The organism is Comamonas sp. DB36 (genome assembly GCF_057914905.1).
Map to the genome: position 1 here is coordinate 4210517 of NZ_CP196631.1, position 23945 is coordinate 4234461.

Annotated in this window: 23 protein-coding genes; 10 read left to right on the forward strand and 13 right to left on the reverse strand. The window is 66.6% G+C overall.

Going from position 1 to position 23945, the window contains the following annotated elements; translation table 11 throughout:
* Window positions 1-19 precede the first annotated feature (19 nt).
* On the reverse strand, window positions 20-2140 hold the full coding sequence (recG, locus tag ACSVDO_RS19715; protein ID WP_489594183.1) for an ATP-dependent DNA helicase RecG: 2121 nt from the start codon (window positions 2138-2140) through the stop codon (window positions 20-22).
* Between the two features lie 152 nt (window positions 2141-2292).
* On the opposite strand from recG, the gene ACSVDO_RS19720 reads away from it, so the two are divergent.
* Together ACSVDO_RS19720 and queA are read left to right on the forward strand one after the other, a co-directional pair.
* Window positions 2293-3558 carry a cyclic di-GMP phosphodiesterase gene (locus tag ACSVDO_RS19720; RefSeq protein ID WP_332538248.1) on the forward strand — a complete coding sequence of 422 codons (1266 nt, stop codon included), beginning with the start codon at window positions 2293-2295 and terminating at the stop codon, window positions 3556-3558.
* Window positions 3559-3675: 117 nt separating this feature from the next.
* On the forward strand, window positions 3676-4764 hold the full coding sequence (gene queA / locus ACSVDO_RS19725) for a tRNA preQ1(34) S-adenosylmethionine ribosyltransferase-isomerase QueA (RefSeq protein WP_489594185.1): 1089 nt from the start codon (window positions 3676-3678) through the stop codon (window positions 4762-4764).
* Between the two features lie 80 nt (window positions 4765-4844).
* Here queA and ACSVDO_RS19730 read toward each other — a convergent pair whose 3' ends face one another.
* The 4 genes from ACSVDO_RS19730 to ACSVDO_RS19745 form a co-directional block, all read right to left on the reverse strand.
* Window positions 4845-5603, reverse strand: a complete 759-nt coding sequence (locus ACSVDO_RS19730) for an iron ABC transporter ATP-binding protein (protein ID WP_489594187.1) — start codon at window positions 5601-5603, stop codon at window positions 4845-4847.
* Window positions 5600-6529: an iron chelate uptake ABC transporter family permease subunit gene (locus tag ACSVDO_RS19735; protein ID WP_489596450.1), complete on the reverse strand. Its 930-nt coding sequence runs from the start codon at window positions 6527-6529 to the stop codon at window positions 5600-5602. The genes ACSVDO_RS19730 and ACSVDO_RS19735 overlap by 4 nt, the downstream gene beginning before the upstream one ends.
* 76 nt (window positions 6530-6605) lie before the next feature.
* Complete coding sequence (locus ACSVDO_RS19740; RefSeq protein WP_489594189.1) at window positions 6606-7646, reverse strand: ABC transporter permease; 1041 nt, start codon at window positions 7644-7646, stop codon at window positions 6606-6608.
* Window positions 7627-8574, reverse strand: coding sequence for a siderophore ABC transporter substrate-binding protein (locus ACSVDO_RS19745; RefSeq protein ID WP_489594191.1), 948 nt, complete (start codon window positions 8572-8574; stop codon window positions 7627-7629). The genes ACSVDO_RS19740 and ACSVDO_RS19745 overlap by 20 nt, the downstream gene beginning before the upstream one ends.
* A gap of 317 nt (window positions 8575-8891) precedes the next feature.
* On the opposite strand from ACSVDO_RS19745, the gene ACSVDO_RS19750 reads away from it, so the two are divergent.
* On the forward strand, window positions 8892-9791 hold the full coding sequence (locus ACSVDO_RS19750) for a DMT family transporter (protein WP_332538254.1): 900 nt from the start codon (window positions 8892-8894) through the stop codon (window positions 9789-9791).
* A gap of 37 nt (window positions 9792-9828) precedes the next feature.
* Here ACSVDO_RS19750 and ACSVDO_RS19755 read toward each other — a convergent pair whose 3' ends face one another.
* The 8 genes from ACSVDO_RS19755 to rpe form a co-directional block, all read right to left on the reverse strand.
* On the reverse strand, window positions 9829-10572 hold the full coding sequence (locus ACSVDO_RS19755) for a uracil-DNA glycosylase (protein WP_489594193.1): 744 nt from the start codon (window positions 10570-10572) through the stop codon (window positions 9829-9831).
* Window positions 10573-10586: 14 nt separating this feature from the next.
* Complete coding sequence (gene trpC / locus ACSVDO_RS19760; protein ID WP_332549461.1) at window positions 10587-11387, reverse strand: indole-3-glycerol phosphate synthase TrpC; 801 nt, start codon at window positions 11385-11387, stop codon at window positions 10587-10589.
* Between the two features lie 27 nt (window positions 11388-11414).
* Complete coding sequence (gene trpD / locus ACSVDO_RS19765) at window positions 11415-12461, reverse strand: anthranilate phosphoribosyltransferase (RefSeq protein WP_332684385.1); 1047 nt, start codon at window positions 12459-12461, stop codon at window positions 11415-11417.
* 8 nt (window positions 12462-12469) lie between these two features.
* Complete coding sequence (locus tag ACSVDO_RS19770; protein ID WP_489594195.1) at window positions 12470-13054, reverse strand: anthranilate synthase component II; 585 nt, start codon at window positions 13052-13054, stop codon at window positions 12470-12472.
* Between the two features lie 4 nt (window positions 13055-13058).
* A complete protein-coding gene (locus ACSVDO_RS19775; protein WP_332538103.1) occupies window positions 13059-13400 on the reverse strand; it encodes a chorismate mutase in 342 nt (113 codons plus the stop codon).
* Window positions 13397-14896: an anthranilate synthase component I gene (gene trpE / locus ACSVDO_RS19780; protein WP_489594196.1), complete on the reverse strand. Its 1500-nt coding sequence runs from the start codon at window positions 14894-14896 to the stop codon at window positions 13397-13399. The genes ACSVDO_RS19775 and trpE overlap by 4 nt, the downstream gene beginning before the upstream one ends.
* Window positions 14897-15271: 375 nt before the next feature.
* Window positions 15272-15973: a phosphoglycolate phosphatase gene (locus ACSVDO_RS19785; protein ID WP_489594197.1), complete on the reverse strand. Its 702-nt coding sequence runs from the start codon at window positions 15971-15973 to the stop codon at window positions 15272-15274.
* 75 nt (window positions 15974-16048) lie between these two features.
* Window positions 16049-16729: a ribulose-phosphate 3-epimerase gene (gene rpe, locus ACSVDO_RS19790; RefSeq protein ID WP_332538106.1), complete on the reverse strand. Its 681-nt coding sequence runs from the start codon at window positions 16727-16729 to the stop codon at window positions 16049-16051.
* Between the two features lie 29 nt (window positions 16730-16758).
* Between rpe and apaG the strand changes: the two genes are divergently transcribed.
* The 7 genes from apaG to ACSVDO_RS19825 all read left to right on the forward strand — a co-directional run bounded on the left by apaG (window position 16759) and on the right by ACSVDO_RS19825 (window position 23863).
* Window positions 16759-17166 carry a Co2+/Mg2+ efflux protein ApaG gene (gene apaG / locus ACSVDO_RS19795; protein WP_489594199.1) on the forward strand — a complete coding sequence of 136 codons (408 nt, stop codon included), beginning with the start codon at window positions 16759-16761 and terminating at the stop codon, window positions 17164-17166.
* Window positions 17167-19128: a site-specific recombinase gene (locus tag ACSVDO_RS19800; protein ID WP_332538108.1), complete on the forward strand. Its 1962-nt coding sequence runs from the start codon at window positions 17167-17169 to the stop codon at window positions 19126-19128.
* A 113-nt stretch (window positions 19129-19241) separates the two neighbouring features.
* The gene (locus ACSVDO_RS19805; protein WP_332538109.1) at window positions 19242-20501 is read left to right on the forward strand and encodes a cation:proton antiporter; all 1260 of its coding nucleotides are present in this window, start codon (window positions 19242-19244) and stop codon (window positions 20499-20501) included.
* Entirely contained in the window at window positions 20491-21615 is a 1125-nt protein-coding gene (locus ACSVDO_RS19810; RefSeq protein ID WP_332538110.1) for a YbdK family carboxylate-amine ligase, read from the forward strand. Before ACSVDO_RS19805 ends, ACSVDO_RS19810 begins: the two co-directional genes overlap by 11 nt.
* Before the next feature lie 159 nt (window positions 21616-21774).
* Entirely contained in the window at window positions 21775-22731 is a 957-nt protein-coding gene (gene thiL / locus ACSVDO_RS19815; protein WP_489594202.1) for a thiamine-phosphate kinase, read from the forward strand.
* 168 nt (window positions 22732-22899) lie between these two features.
* Window positions 22900-23385: a phosphatidylglycerophosphatase A family protein gene (locus tag ACSVDO_RS19820; RefSeq protein ID WP_332538130.1), complete on the forward strand. Its 486-nt coding sequence runs from the start codon at window positions 22900-22902 to the stop codon at window positions 23383-23385.
* Between the two features lie 4 nt (window positions 23386-23389).
* Entirely contained in the window at window positions 23390-23863 is a 474-nt protein-coding gene (locus ACSVDO_RS19825) for a CinA family protein (RefSeq protein ID WP_489594204.1), read from the forward strand.
* Window positions 23864-23945 lie beyond the last annotated feature (82 nt).

The window sequence follows — 23945 nt, forward strand, 5'->3', positions numbered from 1 at the left end:
ATATTTAAACGGTTACATATCATGCCTTGAGAAACTCTGCTTTACCACCTAACCAGCGTGCAACATGGCGTTCGGCGAGCTGCGGGAAGCGGTCCAGCATCTCTGGAGCGCATTCGCGCGCCCATTCCAGCAAGTCGGTATCGGTCGCCAGATCGGCAAAGCGCAGCATTGCCGCCCCCGATTGGCGCGCTCCGAGAAATTCACCGGGCCCGCGGATCTCGAGGTCGCGGCGCGCGATTTCAAAGCCGTCATTGGTTTCGGCCATGGCGCGCAAGCGCTCCTTCGCGGTTTCGCCGAGCTTGCCGTTGTCGCCCACGGCATACAGCAGCACGCAGGCCGAGGCCGCCGCGCCGCGGCCCACGCGCCCGCGCAGCTGGTGCAGCTGGCTCAGGCCGAAGCGCTCGGAATGCTCGATCACCATCAGCGACGCATTGGGCACGTCGACGCCGACCTCGATCACCGTGGTGCTGACCAGCACGCCCATCACGCCCGCGGTGAACAGCTCCATCACCGCCTTCTTCTCGGCCGTGGGCATGCGCGAATGCAGCAGGCCGACCATCACGCCGGGCAGCGCATCGCTCAGGTCGACATGGGTCGCGGTGGCGTTCGACAGGTCGAGCGCCTCGCTTTCCTCGATCAGCGGGCAGACCCAGTAGACCTGCCGGCCCGCGGCCACCTGGGCGGCGATGCGCTCTATGACTTCATCGCGCCGGCTGTCGGCAATCAGCTTGGTGACGATGGGCGTGCGCCCCGGCGGCAGCTCGTCGATGGTCGAGACGTCGAGGTCGGCGTAATAGCTCATGGCCAGCGTGCGCGGAATCGGCGTGGCGCTCATCATCAGCATGTGCGGCTCCAGCCCGGTGTGCGCGAGCTTTTGCCGCAAGGCCAGGCGCTGGGCGACGCCGAAGCGGTGCTGCTCGTCGATGACCGCGAGCGCGAGGCTGTGGAACTGCACCTGCTCCTGGATCACCGCATGGGTGCCGACCACCAGCGCGGCCTCGCCGCTGGCCACGAGTTCGAGCATGGCCGTGCGCTGCTTCTTCTTCTGCGCGCCTGCGAGCCAGGCGACTTTCTTGCCCAGCGGCTCGAGGATCTTCTCGAGCCAGCCGACCAGCTTGCCGAAGTGCTGCTCGGCGAGGATTTCGGTCGGCGCCATCAGCGCGCACTGCCAGCCCGCAGCAATGCAGGTCACGGCCGACAGCGCCGCGACCACGGTCTTGCCCGAGCCCACATCGCCCTGCAGCAGCCGGTGCATGGGCACAGGCCGCGCCATGTCGGCGGCAATCTCGGCGCACACGCGCTGCTGGGCCCGCGTCAGGCCGAACGGCAGCTGGGCCAGGAACTGGGCATCGAGCGCCAGCGCGCCCGGCGCGCCCGCGGGAATGCTCAGCGCGGGTGCGCGCAGCCGTGCGCGTTCGCGCTTGGACTGGTATTGGGACAGCTGCTGGGCCAGCAGCTCTTCGGCCTTGAGACGCTGCCAGGCCGGATGGCTGTGGTCTTCCAGCGTGGCCAGCGCCACATCGGGCGTGGGGTTGTGCAGGAATCTGAGCGCATCGCGCAGGCTGAACAACGGCTGCAGCCCACCGGCGCCATAGGTCTGGTGCACGGGCGGCGCAGCCTGCGGTGGCAAGGTGTCGCTCAGATCGGCGCGCTGCAGTGCGCTGGCGATCGCGCGGCGCAGGTAGGCCTGGGGCAGGCCTGCGACCGTGGGGTAGATGGGCGTGAGCGCGGCCGGCAGCTCGCCGCCGGCCAGGCGAAACGCCGGGTGCATCATCTGCCGGCCCCAGAACCCGCCCTTGATCTCGCCGCGTATGCGCAGCTTCGCGCCCACGGAAAGCGTCTTCTGGTGCGAGGGATAGAAGCTGAAGAAGCGCAGCTCGCAGCTGCCCGTCTCGTCCTCGACCTGCACCAGCAACTGGCGGCGCGGGCGCAGCTGCACTTCGCTCGACACCACGGTGGCCTCGATCTGGACCGTGGCGCCGTCGCGGGCGTTGCGCAGCGGCGTGATGCGCGTTTCATCCTCGTAGCGCAACGGCAGATGCAGCGCCAGATCGATGTCGCGCGTCAGCCCGAGCTTGAGCAGCGCTTTTTGCGCGCTGCTGACAGGGGCTTTGGACGGGGCAGAAGACGGGACTGACATGAACGGCTGGTAATCTCGGACAAATGGAAAAGGCACAATAGGGGAAAGCTTGCGCGCAACCCGCGCACCGCAGCACGGCACTACCGCCTGAGTAAAAAGGCTACCATGCGCCGGTCCACATTTCGTCAGGTTACCTTTCACGCCCCGCTCCCATGCTCAAGCGCCTCAATGTCCAGCACCTCTCGCAGGGCATGTATCTGCACGAATTCTGCGGCTCCTGGCTCGCGCACCCGTTCTGGCGCAGCCGCTTTCTGATCAAGTCTGCGGAAGAATTGGCCAAGCTGCGCAGCGGCACCATCCAGGAGGTCTGGATCGACATACGCAAGGGTGCCGACGTGGCGCCCGAGGTGGAATGCCTGGTCTACGACCCCGACACCGCGACCTTCGTCGATCCACCCAACGCGCGCTCGACACGACCGGAGCGCCCGCGCTCGGCGCTGGGCGCGAACAGCAGCAGCCTCGACGAGGAACTGCAGCACGCAGCGAGCCTGTGCCAGCGCGCGCACCCGGCGATCAGCCAGCTGTTCACGCAGGCGCGCGATGGCCAGGGCATAGACATCCACCCGGTCTACCGCCTGGTCGAGGACATCACCGATTCGATAGAGCGCAACCCCAGCGCGCTGACCAGCCTGGCACGTCTCAAGGAAGCCGACCAGTACACCTATCTGCACTGCCTCGCGGTCTGCGCGCTGATGGCGGCGCTCGCGCGGCGCCTGGGCCTCGACGACCACAGCGTGCGCAAGGCCGCGCTCGCCGGGCTGCTGCACGACCTGGGCAAGGCCAGCATCTGCCCTGAAATCCTGAACAAGGCCGGCCCCCTGGATGACTACGAATTCGCCATCATGCGCACCCACTCGGCCAAGGGCTGGCAGATGCTGCAGTCGATGGAAATCGACCCGGCGGTGCGCGACGCCTGCCTCTACCACCATGAGAAGATCGACGGCACGGGCTACCCGCACCAGCTGTCGGGCGAAAGCATTCCACTGCTGGCGCGCATGACGGCGATCTGCGACGTCTACGACGCCGTGACCTCCAACCGTCCTTACAAGCGCGGCTGGCCGCCGGCCGAAGCCATACGCCGCATGGCGCAATGGAGCCGCACCCATCTGGACCACAAGCTGTTCGAAGCCTTTGTGCAGACCGTGGGCATGTATCCCGTGGGCTCGCTGGTGCGGCTGCATTCGGGTCTGCTGGCCGTGGTGATAGAGCCTTCGGAGGTTTCGCTGCTCGCTCCGCGCATCAAGGTGTTCTACGCGATCAGGACCCAGCAGCGGCTCACGCCGTACATCGTCGACCTCGCCGCCCTCACCTGCGACGAGCGCATCGCCACGCACGAGAATCCCGACGACTGGCCGTTCGACGACCTCGAATCGCTGTGGCGCGGCCGCGCCGCCAGCGAGGAGCCGGCGACGGCCTGAGCCTGCGCCGGCGCGCGCGCAAAGACAACAGTGGCCTCGGCCATATCGTTTCTTTGCGACAATTCGCGTTCCTTTTTTGACCCTTGGAACGGGCCCTGTCCGGCCCTCAAGAACTGCATGTCTTCCAGCCCTCGCGCCTTCACGCTCAGCGACTTCGACTTCGAGCTTCCCGAATCCCTCATTGCCCAGCACCCCACGCCCGAACGCAGCGCCTCGCGCCTGCTCGACGGCCGCTCCGCGCCTTCGGTGCACCGCATCTTCCGCGAGTTGCCTGAGCTGCTCAACGCCGGCGACCTGCTGGTGTTCAACGACACGCGCGTGCTCAAGGCGCGGCTGTTCGGCGAGAAAGCCAGCGGCGGCAAGCTCGAGCTGCTGATCGAGCGCGTGCTCGAAGGCGGCGAGGTCGTGGCGCACATGCGTGTGAGCAAGAAACCCCTGCCCGGCGCGCGCATCCACATGTGCGGCGGCCTGCGGGGCGGCGGCTTCGACGCCCTGCTGCTGGGCCGCTGGCCCGACGAAAACGGCCCGCTGTTCCGCTTCGCGCTGCAGGGCCCGGCCGGCGAGACGCCGTACGAGCTGATGGAGCGCCACGGCCACCTGCCGCTGCCGCCCTACATCGAGCGCCAGCAATCCGAAGGCAACGACCCCGACGCCGCCGAAGACAGCCAGCGTTACCAGACCGTGTTTGCCGACAAGCTCGGCGCCGTGGCCGCGCCCACGGCCGCGCTGCACTTCGATGAAGCCGTGCTGGCGCGTCTGGCCGAACGCGGCGTGGAACGCGCCAGCGTGACGCTGCATGTGGGCGCGGGCACGTTCCAGCCGGTCAAGACCGAGAACCTCGCCGAGCACCAGATGCACAGCGAGTGGTATGACATTCCGTTTGCCACGCTGGCCGCGCTCGAGCGCTGCCGCCAGCGCGGCGGCCGCGTGATCGCCGTGGGCACGACCACGGTGCGCACGCTCGAGTCCTGGGCCAAGAGCGGCAACATCCAGGGCGACACCAACATCTTCATCACGCCCGGCTTCCAGTTCGAAGTGGTCGACATGCTGGTCACCAACTTCCACCTGCCCAAGAGCACGCTGATGATGCTGGTCAGCGCGCTGGCCGGCTACGAGCAGGTGATGTCGCTTTACCAGCAGGCCATCGCCCACCACTACCGCTTCTTCAGCTACGGCGATTCGATGCTGCTGGAACGCCAGCGCTGAGCAATTTCAGCAGGGCGCGCCCGTTCGCCCTGATCCCGTCAAAGGGCGTTTCAGGGCGAGACGGACACGGCGCGCAAGCCCTAAGCAAAGTAGTGGCACAGGCGCTGGCCCTTGACTTCGTGCACCGTGACCTCGATGCCGTAGAGCGCCGACAGCACTTCGTCCTGGACCACCTGCTGCGGTGGGCCTTCATGCGCCACGGCGCCGTCCTTCATCGCGATGATGTGGTCGGCATAGCAGGCCGCGAAATTGATGTCGTGCAGCACCACCACCACGGTCTTGCCGCGCTCGTCGACCGCGCGGCGCAGCAGCTTCATCATGGCCACGGCATGGGCCATGTCGAGGTTGTTGAGCGGCTCGTCGAGCAGCATGTAGGGCGTGTCCTGGCACAGCACCATGGCGATGTAGGCGCGCTGGCGCTGGCCGCCCGACAGCTCGTCGAGAAAGCGCTCGGCCAGGGGCTGCAGCTGCAGATAATCCAGCGCGTCTTCCACATGGCGCAGGTCTTCGGGCGTGAGCCGGCCCTTGCTGTGCGGAAAGCGGCCAAAGCCCACGAGGTCGCGCACCGTGAGGCGCAGCGCCGACTGGTTGTCCTGGCGCAGGATGGCAAGCACGCGCGACAGCGCGTCGCTGGCCGTGGTCGCGACATCGAGGCCGTCGACGCTCACCTGGCCGCTGCTCAGGGGCATCAGCCGGCTGACCAGCGACAGCAGCGTCGACTTGCCCGCGCCGTTGGGGCCGATGATGGCCGTGAACTGCTGTTTTGGAATCTGCAGCGAAACCGCGTTCAGCACCGTGGTGCTGCCGTGGCGCTTGACCACATCGCGTGCGTCGATCATGTCTTGCCCTTGCGCATCAACAAATAAATGAATACCACGCCGCCGAGAAACTCGACGACGATGGACAGCGAGGTGTTGAAAGCAAACACCTGCTCGAGAATCACCTGGCCGCCCAGCAGCAGCACGCAGCCCCACAGCACGGCTGCGGGCAGCACCCAGCTGTGGCGGCGCGTTCCCATCCATTGATAGGCCATGTTGCTCACCAGCAGGCCGAAGAACGTCACCGGGCCGACCAGCGCCGTCGAGACCGCGACCAGGCAGGCCATCACGATCAGCAGCTGCAGCACCTGGCGCTGGTAGGCCACGCCGAGATTCACGGCGACATCGCGGCCCAGCGCCAGCACGTCGAGCACATGGCGCTGGCGCCAGATCCAGGCCGCGCCCAGCAGCATCAGCGCGAGCGATGGCCACAGCAGCTGCACCTGGATGGAGTTGAAGTTGGCAAACATCCGGTCCTGCAGCGTCGCGAACTCGTTGGGATCGATCATGCGCATCGCGAAGCTGGTCAGGCTGCGAAAGAAGATGCCGCCGACCATGCCCACCAGCAGCATCAGGTGCAGGCTGCTGGACTGGCCGGTGAAAAGCCAGCGCATCAGCAGCACGCTGAAGAACACCATCAGCACGATCTCCAGCAGGTACTTGGGCAGCACCCCCCAGGCGACCACGCCCGACGCGCCCAGCAGCAGCACCAGCAGCGCCTGCAGGAACAGGTAGAGCGCGTCCAGCCCCATGACCGAAGGCGTGAGAATGGTGTTGTGGGTGATGGTCTGGAAGACCACGGTCGACATGCCGATCGCGCCGGCCACGACCAGCATGGTCAGCAGCTTGATGCCGCGGTGCTCGAGCACGAACGCCCAGTCGGTCTTGACGCCCACCGTCATGAAAGCCACGCCGGCCACCAAGGCCAGCAGCGCCAGCAGGCCCATGCGCACCGCTGGCTTCTGCCAGCGCTCGGCCCAGGTGGCCGCATGCGGCGCGGCAAGTTGCGTTGTGTTTTCCATATCAGCCTGCACGCCGGCGTTTGCGCACGATCAGAACCAGGAACAGCGCACTGCCCACGACCCCCATCACGGTGCCCACGGGAATTTCATAGGGCGCGATCACCAGCCGCCCCACCAGATCGCACAGCAGCGTGAGACCGGCGCCGGCAATGGCAACCCACAGCACGCTGCGGCGCACGTTGTCGCCGACGATCAGGCGCACGACATTGGGAACGATCAGCCCGACAAACGGAATGCTGCCCACGGTCACCACCACGCAGGCCGTGACCACGGCGACCACCACCAGGCCCTGCCAGACCAGGCGCTTGTAATTGAGCCCGAGGTTGGTGGCGAACGACTCGCCCAGGCCCGCGACCGTGAAGCGGTCGGCCGCCAGGCAGGCCAGCAGCGTCACGCCCAGCGACAGCCACAGCATTTCATAGCGGCCGTCGATCACCACCGAGAAATCGCCGTTGGACCAGGCGCGCAGCGACTGGATCAGGTCATGCTGGTAGGCGAAGAACATCGCCCCGGCATCGATCACGCCGGCCAACACCAAGCCGACCAGCGGCACGATCCAGGCCGAACGCAGCTTCACGCGCGCCAGCACGGCAAGGAACAGCGCCGTGCCGGCCAGCGCCATCAATGCCGAGACGCCCATCTTGGCCCAGACCGACCAGCCGGGCGCCCACAGCGCCATCATCAGCATGCCCAGCGTCGCCGACTCGACCGTGCCCACCGTCGAGGGTTCGACGAAATGGTTGCGCGCGAGCATCTGCATCAGCAGACCCGCGACCGCCATGGACGAGCCCGCGAGAATCAGCGCCAGCGTGCGCGGCACGCGGCTGTAGAGCAGCACCTGGGCGACCATGTCGTCCTCGCTCGAGGACCACAGCGTATTCCACGACACATCGCTCACGCCCACCGAAAGGCTCCACAGCGCCAATGCAAAAAGGGCCACCAGGGCCCCGGACCATGCCGCGACAAAAGAGCCCGACGCAGCGGCGCCCGACGCAACGGCGCCCGACGCAACGGCGCCCGATTTAACCGCGGGCAAAGGCATTCGACAATTGCTGGATATTGGCTCTCAGGGCGCCAGGGCTGGCGTTGGACAGCAGATACCAGTTGGCAGCGTTCAGGTAGACCACCTGCTTGCCGCGCCAGGCCTTGGTCGCCTGCACCAGCTTGTTGTCGAGCAGCTTCTGCGCAGCCTCGCCTTCGCGGCCGATCGCGGCGTCGCGGTCCAGCACGAACAGCCATTCGGGGTTGGCCTTGAGCAGGTATTCGAAGGACACGGCCTGGCCATGCTTGGAGACTTCGATCTTCTGCGCCAGCGGCTTCATGCCGAACACGGTGTAGAGCATGTCGAAGCGCGAACCCGGGCCATAGACGCTGAGCTTGCCGCCGTTGGTCATCAGGAACAAGCCAGGGCCCTGCCTGGCGGCCAGGGTGCGCAGGCCCGCGATTTCCTGCTCTATGGTCTTGATCTCGGCTTCGCCCTTTTCGGCCAGGCCGTAGACCGCGGCGATCGCGCGGATGTTGCGGTACACCTCTTCGAGCTGCTTCTGGTTGTCGAGCGTCACATCGAGCACGGGCGCGAACTTGCGCAGCGCCTCGATCTTGGGCAGCGAACGGTTGCCCGCAATGATCAGATCGGGCTTGAGCGCCTTGATCTTTTCATAGTCGGGCTCGAACAGGCTGCCGATATGCGGGTAACTGGCGCTGTCGGAATAGGCTTGCAGCAGCGGCGGCAGCTTGGTGTCGGGAATGCCTTGAACTTTGCCGCCCAGCGACTGGATGATGTCCAGCGCCGACAGGTCGAGCACCAGCACGGTCCTGGGTTTGAGCGGCAGGCTGACTTCGCCCGTACTGTCCTTGACGGTGACGGTCTGCGCGGCCCAGCCCGTGGAAGCACCACCGGCCATGCTCAACACCACACCCCATTGACCCAGGCGGCCCATCGCCTGACGGCGCGTCACGGAAAACGTCATAACCCCTATCCTTCCTCACGATGCTGGCAAAAAACATCCGCAAAGAAGGCGCCGGGCCGGCATGCGGCGAGCGCTCCATATGCGAACAATTATCATTTTGCATCCTACCAGAACCCCAGGGTTTATCCGTATACGCATGGTTTTTCCACGGCTGGCGACATGGCTGCTGCGCCATCCGCGACACGCCATTTGCGCACGGGAGTAAACGCGCCCGTCCCAGGGCCTAGAATGATTTGTCTGCGCGGCCCCTGCGGCCGCGCAATTCGTTGCAGGCCGCAATCGCGGCAGATTCATTCAAAAAAGAGAGGGTGGGCGCGATGTCCTCCTGGTTTGCGGGACTGTCCCCGTCCGTGCGCGCCGCGCTGACGGGCATAGGCTTGACGGTATGCGCCTGCGCGCTGTTCGCGCTGCTCGACAGCGCGACCAAGTTCAGCGGCCAGGCCCTGCCCATGCTGCTGGTGGTCTGGCTGCGCTATCTGTCCCAGGCGCTGGTGACCACGGCGCTGGTGCTGCCGCGCTACGGCTGGTCCATCCTGCGCACCCAGCACCCGCGCTTTCAGCTCAGCCGCTCGGCCTTCGGCCTGCTGACCACCTGCGTGGCCTTCTTCTGCATCCAGAGCATGCCGCTGGGCAACTTCACCGCGATCTGGGCAGCCAGCCCGCTGCTGATCGTCGTCGCCTCGGCCTGGCTGTTCAAGGAACGCATCAGCGGCGCGCGCCTGGTGCTGCTGCTGATAGGCCTGGCCTGCGTGATCCTGATCGTGCGCCCCGAAAGCACCGACCAGCCGCTGGGCTGGCGCAGCCTGCTGCCGATGGCGCTGCTGCTGTGCGGCACGGGCTACCAGCTGCTGGGCAGCCGGCTCGCGCGCCTCGATGCACCCGCGACCACCCAGCTCTACACCACCTGGCTGCCGCTGCTGCTCACGGCACCGCTGCTGCCCTGGTTCTGGCAAAGCGTGGACCGCTGGCAGCTCTGGGGCGCGGTGCTGGTGATGGGCGTGTGCAGCGGCGTGGGCCACCTGCTGCTGCTGCAGGCCTACCGCGTCGCGACGCCGGCGACGATCTCGCCGTTTCTCTACAGCCAGATCGGTTTCGCGATGGCCATGGGCTGGCTGTTCTTCGGCCAGGTGCCCGACATGTTGTCGCTGCTGGGCATGGCCGGCGTCGTGCTGTGCGGCATGGCCAGCATCTGGCTCAGCATGAGAGAGTCACGCTGAGCCCCATGCCCCGTTCACGCTGAGCCCAATGCCCCGTTCACGCTGAGCTTGTCGAAGCGCGCGCTGCGCGAAACGCGCGCGCCTGGCCGAAATGCCCGTTGCCTATGAACGGCACGGGCGGACGCAGCGCCGACAGCGGCGAGGGATGGTTGCTGGTCAGCACCAGATGGCCGCGGCCTTCGGGAATCCAGGCCTGCTTGGACTGCGCATGGCTGCCCCAGAGCATGAACACCACGGGATGCGGGCCTTCGGCCACATGGCGGATCACGGCGTCGGTCAGGGCTTCCCAGCCGCGCTTGCTGTGGCTCGCGGCCTGGCCCTCTTCCACCGTGAGGCAGGTATTGAGCAGCAGCACGCCATGCGTGGCCCAGTTGATCAGGCTGCCGCCGGGCACAGGAAAGGCCGGGATGGGCGTGCCCAGGTCGCGCTGCATTTCCTTGAAGATGTTGCGCAGCGACGGCGGCAGGCGCACGCCCGACGCGACCGAGAACGCCAGGCCTTCGGCCTGGCCGCGGCCGTGGTACGGATCCTGGCCCAGGATCACCACGCGCACCGCTTCGGGCGGCGTGAGTTCCAGCGCGCGCAGCGGCTGGGGCGGGAAGATCACCGCGCCCGCGTCGAGCCGCGCCTGCAGGAACGCCAGCAGCTGCTGACCGCCAGAGCTGGCGAAAAAGCCATCGACCAGCGGCTGCCAGCCCGCGGCCACGGGCCAGTCGGCCGGATTCGCGGTCTGCAACTGGGTCGCGGCGTCGGGAGCAAGAGTGTCGATAGCGTGCTGCATGTCGCCCCACGATGTCAGGAGAACAGCTTGGCCAGGGCCAGGCCGGGGTCGTCGGCGCGCATGAACGCTTCGCCCACCAGGAAAGCGTTGACGCCCGCGTCGCGCAGCGTCTTCACGTCGGCGGGCGTGAGAATGCCCGATTCGGTGACCAGCAGCTTGTCGGCCGGCACCTGCTTTTGCAGCTCCAGCGTGGTCTGCAGGCTGACCTCAAAGGTGCGCAGGTTGCGGTTGTTGATGCCCAGCAGCGCGGTTTTCAGGCGCAGCGCGCGCTCGAGTTCGGCCGCGTCATGCACCTCGACCAGCACCGCCATGTCGAGGCTGCGCGCCACGGCTTCCATCTCGGCCATCTGCGCGTCTTCAAGGCAGGCGGCAATCAGCAGCACGCAGTCGGCGCCCATGGCGCGCGACTCGTAGACCTGGTAGGGGTCGATCAGGAAATCCTTGCGCAGTACGGGCAGCAGGCAGCTGGCGCGCGCCTGCTTGAGGTAGTCGACGCTGCCCTGGAAGAACTGCTTGTCGGTCAGCACCGAAAGACAGGCCGCGCTCACCTTGCCATCGCCATCGGCATAGCTTTGCGCGATGTCGGCGGGAATGAAGTCGGCGCGTATCACGCCCTTGGACGGACTGGCCTTCTTGACTTCGGCAATCACCGCCGCATGGCCCTTGGCTATCTTTGCGCGCAGCGCGCCTTCGAAATCACGCGTGAGCACACGGCTTTCGGCATCGCGGCGCATGTCGGCCAGCGGCATGCGTTTGCGGGCAGCGGCGAGTTCTTCGCGCTTGACCGCCACGATCTTGTTGAGGATGTCGGACATGGGAAGCTTTCGGTATCGGGGAAAAATTCAAACCGCGCGGGCGCTCGACAGCGCCTGCGACTTGGCGATCAGCTGCTGCAGCTTGGCCAGCGCCGCGCCGCTGTCTATCACCTGCTGGGCGCGCAGCAGGCCTTCGGCAATGCTGGGAACGACATTCGCCGCGTACAGCGCCGCGCCTGCGTTGAGGCACACGATATCGCGCGCCGGACCCTTGGCGCCCTGGAGCACGCCGCGCAGCATGGCCATTGATTCCTCGGGGTTCTCGACGCGCAGCGAGCGCGTGCTGGCCATCTGCAGCCCGAAGTCTTCGGGGTGGATCTCGTATTCGTGCACCGCGCCGTCCTTGAGCTCGCCGACCAGCGTGCTCGCGCCCAGGCTGATTTCGTCGAGCCCGTCGCGGCCGTAGACGACCAGCGCATGCTCGGCGCCCAGGCGCTGCAGCGCGCGCACCTGGATGCCCACGAGGTCTTCATGGAACACGCCCATCAGGATGTTCGGTGCGCTCGCCGGGTTGGTGAGCGGCCCGAGGATGTTGAACAGCGTGCGCACGCCCAGTTCCTTGCGCACCGCGGCGACGTTCTTCATCGCCGGGTGGTGGTTGGGCGCGAACATGAAGCCAATGCCGACTTCGGCAATGCAGGCCGCGATATCGTCGGCCGACAGGTTCAGGTTGACGCCCAGCGCTTCCATCGCGTCGGCGCTGCCGCTCTTGCTCGAGACGCTGCGCCCGCCATGCTTGCTCACCTTGCCGCCGGCCGCGGCAATGACGAACATCGAGCAGGTCGAGATGTTGAAGGTGTTGGCGCCGTCGCCGCCGGTGCCGACGATGTCGACCAGATGGGTCTTGTCGGCCACCTGCACGCGCAGCGAGAACTCGCGCATCACCTGCGCGGCGGCGGTGATCTCGCCAATGGTTTCCTTCTTCACGCGCAGGCCGGTGAGGATGGCCGCGGTCATCAGCGGCGACATTTCGCCGCCCATGATCATGCGCATCAGGTGCAGCATTTCGTCATGGAAGATTTCGCGGTGTTCGATGGTGCGCTGCAGCGCAGCCTGGGGAGTGATCTGTTGCATACCGGGTCTCAGGCCTTTTGTTCCAGGAAGTTGCGCAGCATTGCGTGGCCGTGCTCAGTCAGTATGCTTTCGGGGTGGAATTGCACGCCCTGGATGGCGAGCTCGCGGTGGCGCACGCCCTGGATCTCGCCGTCCTCGCTGGTGGCGGTGATCTCCAGCACTTCGGGCAAACTGGCGCGCTCGATCACCAGCGAGTGGTAGCGGTTGACGGTGAACTGCGCCGGCAGATCGGCAAACACGCCCGACTGCGTGGTGGTGATCACGCTGGTCTTGCCGTGCATCTGCTGCTGGGCGCGGATGATGCGCCCGCCAAACGCCGCGCCTATGCTCTGGTGGCCCAGGCACACGCCCAGGATGGGCAGCTGGCCCGCGAAGTGCTGGATGGCCGCGACCGAAATGCCGGCTTCGGCCGGCGAGCAGGGGCCGGGCGAGACCACCAGGCGCTCGGTGCCTTCGGCCTGCATGCGCTGCGCCAGTTCCTCGAGCGTGATTTCGTCGTTGCGCACCACGCTGACTTCGGCGCCGAGTTCGCCGAAGTACTGCACGATGTTGTAGGTGAAGCTGTCGTAGTTGTCGATCATCAGGAGTTTCATGGCTTCACTCCTTGTCGGCCTGAGGGGCCAGGCCAGCGGCGCGCAGGCGCGCGAGTTCCTGGTGTTCGTAGGCGATGAACAGCTCCATCATCGCGCGGTAGACCTGCTCGATCAGTTCGGGGCTGCCGCCTTCGGCCTGGGCCTGGGCGCGCACGCGCTCCACGATGGCCTCGATGCGCGCTTCGTCGCGCACCAGCTGCGCGTCGTTCTTCACGCGCGCCGCCTGGGTCATGAAGCCGCTGCGCTGCACCAGCAGCGGCACGAGGATGTCGTCGAGGGCGTTCACGCCCTGGCGCACTTCGGTCATGTCGGTGCAGTGCGGCACCTTGTCGATTGCGCGGCTCATTCCAGTCCTTCCTCTACCAATTCCGCGGCGCGCAGCAGTGCGCGCGCCTTGTGTTCCGTTTCGCGCCATTCCATCTCGGGCACCGAGTCGGCGACCACGCCGGCCGCGGCCTGCACATACAGCATGCCGTCCTTGATCACGCCGGTGCGGATGGCGATCGCCACGTCCATGTCGCCGGCAAAGCTCAGATAGCCGCAGGCGCCGCCGTAGATGCCGCGCTTGACGGGCTCGAGCTGGTCAATGACTTCCATCGCGTGCACCTTGGGCGCGCCGGTCAGCGTGCCCGCGGGAAAGGTCGCCTTGAGCACGTCCATGCTGGTCATTCCCTCATTGAGCAGGCCTTCGACGTTGCTGACGATGTGCATCACATGGCTGTAGCGCTCGACCGCGAAGGCTTCGGTGACCTTGACGCTGCCGGTGCGCGCGATGCGGCCAATGTCGTTGCGCGCCAGGTCGATCAGCATCACATGCTCGGCGCGTTCCTTGGGGTCGTTGATCAGCTCGATCTCGGTGGCCTTGTCGGCTTCGGGCGTGGCGCCGCGCGGGCGCGTTCCGGCCAGCGGGCGGATGGTGATCTTCTGGCCCTCGGGCGTCTTTTCCTGGCGCACCAGGATTTCCGGGCTGGCCCCCACCACATGGAAATCTCCGAAGTGGTAGTAGTACATGTAGGGGCTGGGATTGAGCGAGCGCAGCGCGCGGTACAGGCTCAGCGGGCTTTGCGTGTAGCGCTTGTGGATGCGCTGGCCGACCTGCACCTGCATGAAGTCGCCTGCGGCAATCATTTCCTTGGCCTGCTCGACAGCGGCAATGTAATCTGCCTTGGCAAAGCTGCGCTGCGCCGGGTGGCTTTCGCTGGGCTTGAGCTGGGGCGCGCTGACCGAGTAGCGCAGCTGCTCCTTGAGTTCGCGCAGGCGCTTCTTGCCGCGCGAATAGGCTTCGGACTGCGACGGGTCGGCGTAGACGATCAGGTACAGCTTGCCCGACAGGTTGTCGATGACCGCGACTTCCTCGCACTGCAGCAGCAGGATGTCGGGGCAGCCCAGGTCGTCGGGCGGGCACGACTGCTCGAGCTTTTTCTCGACGTAGCGCACCGCGTCGTAGCCGAAATAGCCGGCCAGGCCGCCGCAAAAGCGCGGCATGCCGGGGGTGAGCGCGACCTTGAAGCGCTGCTGGTAGGCGGCAATGAAGTCCAGCGGATTGCCTGCGTGCGTTTCGACCACCTGGCCATCGGTCACGACTTCGGTCTTCGCGTCGGCGCCAAAGCCGCTGGCGCGCAGCAGGCTGCGCGCGGGCAGGCCGATGAAGCTGTAGCGGCCGAAGCGCTCGCCGCCGACGACGGATTCGAGCAGAAAGCTGTATTTGCCGTCGCCCTGGGCATGGGCAAGCTTGAGGTACAGCGACAGCGGGGTTTCGAGGTCGGCAAAGGCCTCGACCATCAATGGAATGCGGTTGAAGCCTTGCGCGGACAGGCTTTTGAATTCGAGTTCTGTGATCACAGAAGGAGCTCCCAGCTCGGGGCGGCAGGCGGTTTCCGTTCGGGAAATACAGCGCGTACCGCAGTTCAATCTAACGGCCCGTCTAGGGCCACGGGTGCACGCTGGGACGTGCCCCAGGTGCCATCAAGCGTTCAAGTGCGTAGGCTTGCGCCAGGGCCAGGCTCCCCGGTCCTTGAGACCTGCAATGAACTTGCGGTGAATGAACATGGCGCAAAGTGTAGCAAACCCGCGGGGGCCGCCCGACAAATGGCCGGCTTTAACCGTGGCTGGAGCGCAGGACGTTCATCCTTCGACGCGGCCGGCGAGGCAGGCTCAGGACGAACGGTGAGAACCGTTCGTGGTGAGCTTGTCGAACCATGAACGGCCGCCCTCAAGTCAAGCGCTCAAAGGCTCGCCCGCCAGCGTCAGTTCCACCAGGCTGTCGATGCAGGCCTCGGCATCGACATCGCGCACCGGCTCGCCATGGTTGTAGCCATAGCTGACCAGCACCACGGGGCAGCCCGCGGCGCGCGCGGCCTTGGCGTCGTTGCTCGAGTCGCCGATCATCAGCGTGTGCCTGGGCGCGCTGCCCAGCGCTTCGCAGGTCTTGAGCAGCGGCAGCGGGTCGGGTTTCTTGCGCTCGAACGAGTCGCCGCCGAACACCTGCTCGAACAGGCCCGCCAAGCCTTTGGCCGCGAGCAGCGGCTGGGCAAACGACAGCGGCTTGTTGGTCAGGCAGGCCAGGCGCAGGCCCTGGGCGCGCAAGGCTTCGAGCCCTTCGCGCACGCCCGCATAGACCTCGGCATGCTGGCCGTTGATCGCCAGGTAATGGTGCTGATAGCGTTCCCAGGCCTGGGGGTAGACCGCTTCGATATCGGCGACTTCGACATGGGCCAGCACGCTGCGAATCAGATGCTCGGAGCCCTTGCCGACCATGGTCTCGATGGACGCGGCGGCAATGGCCGGCAGCCGCAGATCGGCGAGCATGGCATTGAGCGCGGCGCTGAAGTCGCCCAGCGTATCGACCATGGTGCCGTCCAGATCCACGATGGCGGCGTCGAAGTTGAAGGAGCGAAGGGCGGGATGGGGCAAAAGCATGGTGCAGACGTAATGAATGGCGGCAGGCGTAGGCCCACCCAGCGCCCTGCCCGGCAGTCTGCCGGGCGGGAAGGATCAGGCCAAGGCCTGACGCATGCCGTCGATCACGGCGCGGTAGTCGGGCTTGCCGAAGATCGCGCTGCCGGCGACAAAGGTGTCGGCACCGGCATCGGCGACGCGGCGGATGTTATCGCCCTTGATGCCGCCGTCGACTTCCAGGCGGATGTCCTTGCCCGAAGCCTCGATGCGCCGGCGCGCGTCCTCGATCTTGCGGAAGGTGCTGTCGATGAAGCTCTGGCCGCCGAAGCCGGGGTTGACGCTCATCAGCAGGATCAGATCGATGTCGTCGATCATCCAGTCCAGCACGTCGAGCGACGCGGCGGGATTGAACACCAGGCCGGCCTTGCAGCCGTGCGACTTGATGGCCTGCACGCTGCGGTGCACGTGGGTCGACGCATCGGGGTGGAAGCTGATGTAGTCGGCGCCGGCCTGGGCGAACGCCTGGGCCAGTGCATCGACAGGCTGCACCATCAAATGCACGTCGATGGGCACGGCAAGGCCTTCGGCGGTCTTGGCGTGGGGCTTCAAAGCCTCACAGATCATGGGGCCGAAAGTCAGGTTGGGAACGTAATGGTTGTCCATGACGTCGAAGTGGATCCAGTCGGCGCCCGCAGCAATGACGCTGCGGACTTCTTCCCCGAGGCGGGAGAAGTCGGCGGACAGAATAGAGGGGGCGATGTGGAAGGTGCGGCTCATGCGTCAATTGTCGCAGTTACTATTGCGCCATGCCGACCAACGACTTTCAGATCGAGGTACAGCCCGAATACCTGCCAGAGCAATCTGCGCCGGAAGCCGGCGTGTTCCGCTTTGCCTACACCATCACCATCACCAACGCGGGCCGAACGCCCGCGCAGTTGATTGCGCGCCACTGGGTCATCAGTGACAGCAACGGCCACACCGAGGAGGTCAAAGGCCTGGGTGTGATCGGCCACCAGCCGCTGCTACAGCCTGGCGAAGCCTTCCAGTACAGCAGCGGCTGCGAACTGCGCACGTCCAGCGGTACCATGCACGGCAGCTACCTGTGCGTGACCGATGAAGGCGAGACCTTCACCGCCCCCATCCGCTTGTTCATGCTCGAAGCCTTCGACTCCGGCGCCGACGCGCGCCCGTTGAACGACCGCATATTGCACTGAATGAAGCGCACCGCTTACGACCTGCCGCTGCTCCTGCTGGAACTCGACCCCGAGGCCGATCTCGCGCAACGCCACCTGTGGCTGATCCATCTGCTGGCCTGGGTGCGCGCGCCCGCGCCGTCTGTCGAGCTGGCCGTGGACCGCGTACGCCAATTCATCGATGCGCTTGAAGCCGACCCCGCGGCCTGCGCGCGCATGCAGGCCTGGTGGCAGCGGTTCATCGAGACCGTCGATATCACCACGCTGCTGGCCGACTTCGGCTTTGCGCCGCGCACCGCGCTGGCCAGCGAATTGAACGAGCGCCTGCGCTACAAGCTGCTGCCCGCGAGCCCCGAGACCATCGATGCCTCCGAACTGTTCATGCTGGCGCTGCCCGACGAGTTCGACGCGCGCTGGCTCAATGCGCTGGACGCCGAACTGCTCGCGCGCCTGCGCCTGCTGGTCGCGGCGCATCAGGACGGCCCGTCGTACTGGCAGCAGACGCTGCTCAGCGCGATCACCTATTGCGCCGGCCAGATCCTGTCGACCGGCTTTGCGCCCGAGCTGCGCCTGCGCATGAGCCACAGCGCACGCCACGCCCAGCCGTTCCACGCGCTGATCCATGACGTGGAAAACCTGCGTGTCGAAGTGATGCTTGCGCTGCGCACGCCCGATCGCCTGCTGGCCGCGGAACAGCGGCTGCGCGAACGGCTTGACGCCTGCCGCGCGGCGACGGCGACGATCTACGCCCATTTCGAATCCGAAGGCATTTCCGTCGGCCTGGTGTTCCGGCTGCGCCAGCTGCGCGAACGCATCGTGCGCGTGCGCCGGCTGCTGGACTGCCTGACGTCCGAGCGCCCGGTGGCCGAAGCCGCGCCGCTGCTGGCCCACCTGGTCGGCGTGGCGCGCGAGCGCCGCAGCCTGCGCGCGCTGTTCTCGGCCAACTCCTCGCTGCTCGCCGCCAAGGTGGTCGAGCGCAGCGCCGAGACCGGCGAGCACTACATCACGCGCAACGCCGCCGAATACCGCGCCATGGTGGGCAAGGCCGCGGGCGGCGGCATGGTGATGGCCTTCACCACGCTGATGAAGTTTGCGCTGGCTTCGCTCGCGCTTTCGGCATTCTGGGGCGGCCTGCTCGCGGGCATGAACTACGCGTTCAGCTTCGTGCTGATCCAGATGCTGATGTTCACCGTCGCCACCAAGCAGCCGGCAATGACCGCGCCGGCGATGGCCGCCAAGCTCAAGGAGCTGCCCGACCAGAAGTCGGTCGAGGACTTCGTCACCGAAGTCGCGAATCTCGCGCGCTCGCAGGTGGCGGCCATCCTGGGCAACGTGCTGGTCGTGCTGCCCGCGGCGCTGGGCCTTTCGTGGATTTTCCTCAAGGCCTTCGGCCATCCGCCGCTCGATGTCGGGCATGCCGACCAGGTGCTCGATTCGCTGAGCCTGCTGGGCCCGTCGGTGCTGTTCGCGGCATTCACCGGCGTGCTGCTGTTCTCCAGCAGTCTGGTCGCGGGCTGGGCGGAAAACTGGTTCGTTCTGCGGCGCATGGACTCGGCGATACGCTACAACCCGCGCATCACCGACTTCCTGGGCGCGGCGCGCGCCGACCGCTGGGCGCACTTCCTGCGCAAGAACATTTCGGGCTTCGCGGCGAACATCTCGCTGGGCCTGATGCTGGGTCTGGTGCCGGCCTTCGTCGGCTTCTTCGGCCTGGGCCTTGAAGTGCGCCATATCACGCTGTCGGCCGGCCAGATCGGCGTGGCCAGCATGACGCTGGGCACGGAAATGCTGCACAGCAGTGCCTTCTGGTGGGCCATGGCCATGCTGCCGTTCAACGGCGCGCTGAATGTTATCGTCAGCTTCCTGCTGGCGTTCCGTCTCGCGGTGCGCGCGCACAACGTGAGCGGCGTGGACCGCGCGCGCATCTACCGCGCGATCCGCGCGCGGCTGCGCCAGGCACCGCTGAGTTTCTTCAAACCTTGAAGAAGGACTTGTCCTGCAAGCCCCCCCGGGGCCGGCAGGATAAAGTGCCTCGGGCAGTTTCCCGCCCGTGACGGGGGCGGGAAACACGCCATCACCAGAAGGAGGAAAAGACAATGGAGAATTTGACGGGCTTTTGGGCGCAATGGCTGCGTCCGTCTGCCGGCCTGGTGACGCTGCAATGGTCGCTGCTGCTGGCGCTGGCCACCATCGGCGGCTCGCTGTGCCAGCGCTATCTCGGTCTGCCCAAGGTCATAGGCTATTCCATGGTCGGCGCGCTGGTCGGCTTCGCGGGTTTCAGCGGCGCGCCCTGGCCGCTGCAGGGCATCAGCCTGTTCATGCTCGAACTCGGCGTCTCGCTGGTGCTGTTTGAATGCGGCGGCCGCATTCCGCTGCGCTGGTTCCGCCACAACCCCATGGTGCTGGTGCAGAGCATTGCCGAAGCCGCGCTCACCTATTTCTCCGTGCTGTGGCTGCTGCGCTGGCTCGATACACCCGCCGATGTCGCCAGCCCGATCGCGATGGTGGCCATGGCGGCCTCTCCGCTGGTGCTGTCGCGCGTGATCACCGACATGCGCGCCGCCGGTGCGGTGACCGACCGCTCCATGGTGCTGGCCACGCTGTCGACGCTCTACGCGCTGACGCTGGGCAGCGCCCAATCCGAAGTGTTCCACCGTCCCGGACAGACGCTGCTCGACGGCACCTCCGCCGTGGCCGTGGTGCTGGGTGTCTCCATTCTGGTCGCGGCCGTGCTGTCGCTGCTGATGCGCCTGGCCTTGCGCGTCATGAGCCCGACCAGCGAAAACACCTCGATTCTGGTGCTGGCGCTGATCGCCGCGGGCACGGCCGTGACCGCCCACCTGGGCGGCTCGGCGCCGCTGGCCGCGCTGCTCGGCGGCATGCTGCTCAAGCACCTGCATCCCCGCCCCTGGGCCTGGCCGCGCCAGCTGGGCACGGCCTCCACGCTGTTGACCATGATGATGTTCGTGCTGGTCTCCACCGTGGCCGCCCAGGCCGACTGGAACCTGCCGCTGGCCGGCGTGGTGCTGGCCGTGATCATCGTGCGCCTGCTGGCCAAGACCATAGGCGTGGGCCTGGGCAATGTGGGCAGCGGCGCGAGCTGGCGCCAGGCGATGTGGGTCAGCTGCGCGATGGCGCCGATGTCTTCCGTGGCCTTGCTGCTGGCCTCGCAGTTCGTCGCCGCCGCGCCCGACAGCGGCCAGATGATTTCGCGCGTCGCCCTGCCGATGATTCTGATGATGGAGCTGATCGGCGCCGTGGTCGCCAGCCTGGCGTTCCGCCGCGCGGGTGAAAGCACCAAGACCCTGAGGCTGCTGGACCGCAGCAACGCTCCCGGAGACCGCAATGCCCCTTGAAGCCTTTCACCATTCCGAACCGCTGACGCTGGGTGTGGAGCTCGAGCTGCAACTGCTCAACACCCATGACTACGATCTCGCGCCCTACGCCGAAGACATGCTGCGCCTGATGGCGAAAACTCCGCTGCCCGGCAGCGTGGTGCCCGAGATGACCAGCAGCATGATCGAGATCTCGACGGCTATCTGCCACTCGGCGTCCGAAGTGCTGGGCCAGCTCACCCCCATACGCGACGCGCTGGTGCGCAATGCCGACAAGCTCAACATCGCGATCGCGGGCGGCGGCACCCACCCGTTCCAGAAATGGCACGAGCAGCGCATCTACGACAAGCCGCGGTTTCGCGAGCTGTCCGATCTCTACGGTTATCTCGCCCAGCAGTTCACCATCTTCGGCCAGCATGTGCACATCGGCTGCCCCGATGCCGATGCCGCACTGCTGATGCTGCACCGCATGTCGCGCTACATTCCGCATTTCATCGCGCTGTCGGCGTCCAGCCCCTATGTGCAGGGCCAGGACACGGCCTTCGATTCGGCGCGGCTGAACTCGGTGTTCGCGTTTCCGCTGTCGGGCCGCGCGCCCTGCGTGCTCACCTGGGGCGAGTTCGAGAACTACTTCGACAAGATGACCGGCACCGGCGTGGTCAAGAGCATGAAGGACTTCTACTGGGACATCCGGCCCAAGCCCGAGTTCGGCACCATAGAGATACGCGTGTTCGACACGCCGCTGACCATAGAGCGCGCGGCCGCGCTCTCGGGCTATGTGCAATCGCTTGCGGCCTGGTTTCTCGACACCCAGCCGTTCACGCCCAGCGAGGACGACTACCTGGTCTACACCTACAACCGCTTCCAGGCCTGCCGTTTCGGGCTGGAGGCAGTCTATGTGGACCCGGGCACGGGCCGGCATCAGCCGCTGCGCGAGCATATCCTCCACACCATGGACCAGATCGCCAGCCACGCCGCGCGCCAGGGCGCCGCGCCTTCGCTGCACCTGCTGCGCACCGACGTCGAGAAAGGCCAGAACGACGCGCGCTGGCTGCGCGATCGCCAGCGCGAGGAGCAATTGCTCGCCGAGACCAGCCGCCAGGCCGCCATGCGCTTTCGCGGACAGCCAATATGAATAACCCCCTGAGCGACTTCGTGGCCGGGCCACCCCGCGCTTCCCCCTCTCAACCTTCGGTGGAGGGGGACCTCGCTGCGGGGCGGCCCTTGCTCGGTGTCCCTGACCTGGCTCACGCCGGTATCGCACGGCAGTGAACTAAATTCAGAAAGCCTTGAGATGGGTGAATTCGACCTGATCCGTACTTTTTTCACGCGCCCCGTGCGCCGCGCCGCGCTGGGCGTGGGCGACGACTGCGCGCTGCTTGCGCCCACGCCGGGAATGCAGCTCGCGGTGTCCAGCGACATGCTGGTCGAGGGCCGGCACTTCTTCGCCGATGTGGATCCGCTGCGCCTGGGCCACAAGGCGCTCGCCGTCAACCTCAGCGACCTCGCGGCCTGCGGCGCACGGCCGCTGGCGTTCACGCTGGCGCTGTCGCTGCCGCGTGCCGATACCGCCTGGGTGTCGGCCTTCGCCCAGGGTCTGCTGGCGCTGGCCGACGCACATGATTGCGAACTCATAGGCGGCGACACCACGCAAGGCCCGCTCAACATCTGCATCACCGTCTTTGGCGAAGTGCCTGCGGGCCAGGCGCTGCTGCGCAGCGGCGCGCGCGCCGGCGACGACATCTACGTCAGCGGCACCCTGGGCGATGCACGCCTGGCGCTCGAAGCCCTGCAGGGCCATCTGACGCTGCCGCCGGCCACGCTGGCCGCAGCCCGACTGCGGCTCGAAATGCCGACACCGCGCGTGGCGCTGGGCCAGGCCTTGCGCGGCATCGCCAGCAGCGCGCTGGACGTCAGCGACGGCCTGCTGGGCGATCTGGGGCATATCCTCGCGCAGTCGCGCGTGGGCGCCTGCATCGATACACGGCTGACCGGTGCGCTGCTGGCGGCCGGCCTGACCGAGAATGAGGAACTGATCCGGCAATGCACGCTTGCGGGCGGCGACGATTACGAACTGTGCTTTACCGCCGCGCCAGAAATGCGCGCCCAGGTCGCAGCCGCGGCCCGGGCCAGTGACACGCCCGTCACGCGCATCGGCAGCGCACAGGCACAGTCCGGACTGCGGCTGCTCGACGCGCAGGGACAGGAGCTGGTCAAACGCTACGCATCGTTCGATCATTTTTCCGTTTGAGCGGTCGGGGCGGCGGCGCATACTCTCACAAATGCCAGGCCATGGCAGCAATAGAATTAAACTATTGATTGTCAAAACACTTTTGATTCACGTATGTCACGCCCTTTTGCCACGCCTGCTGAAGCCCCCCGCCCCACCCGCAAGCCGCCGGCGCCCTACCGCCCCAGCATGCGCTTCATGATGACCCACCCCGCGCATTTCATTGCGCTGGGCCAGGGCTCGGGCCTGGGCCGCATCGCGCCGGGCACGGTGGGCAGCCTCTGGGGCTGGCTCACGTTCCTGCTGCTGCAGCTCTGGTTCACGCCGTCCCAGATCGGCTGGATCATTGCCGGCGCGCTGATCGTCGGCTGCTGGGCCTGCGCCGTCACCGCCCAGCACATGCGCGTCGCCGACCCCGGCCACATCGTCTGGGATGAAGTCGTGGGCATCTGGCTGGTGCTGTGGCTTTGCATGCCCATGGGCTGGTGGGGCCAGCTGTGCGCATTCGCGCTGTTCCGCTTCTTCGACGCCGTCAAGCCCCAGCCCGTGCGCTGGGCAGATCAGCTGTTCAAGGGCTTTGGCTGGCGCGGCGGCATAGGCATCATGTTCGACGACCTGATCGCTGCGGGCTGCACGCTGCTGACCATCGCGCTGTGGCGCCATTTCTTCTTCTGACTCCATGACTGAAGCACTTGTGACCGAACTTGCGACCGCGCTGCGGACGCGCGGCGCGCAGATGGCCACGGCCGAAAGCTGCACCGGCGGCCTGATCGCCGGCGCCTGCACCGACATCGCGGGTTCCAGCGACTGGTTCGAACGCGGTTTCGTGAGCTATTCCAACCAGGCCAAGACCGAGATGCTGGGCGTGGACGCGGCGCTCATCGACGCCCATGGCGCGGTGAGCGAAGCCGTGGCGCTGGCCATGGCCCGGGGCGCGGTCGCGCATTCGCGCGCCCGCTGCAGCGTGGCGGTCACCGGCGTCGCCGGCCCCGGCGGCGGCTCGGCCGCCAAGCCCGTGGGCACGGTCTGGTTCGGCTGGTGCATTGACGGCCACGCCGATGCCGAATGCCGGCGCTTCGACGGCGATCGCGCCGCGGTGCGACAGCAGACGGTGGAGCATGCGCTCCAGGGCTTGCTGCGGCGCTTGGGGTAGCTGCTCGGTTCAAGTCTGGGCTTCGACGAGCTCAGCCCGAACGGTTTTCCCGTTCGTGGTGAGCCTGTCTAGGCGACCCCGT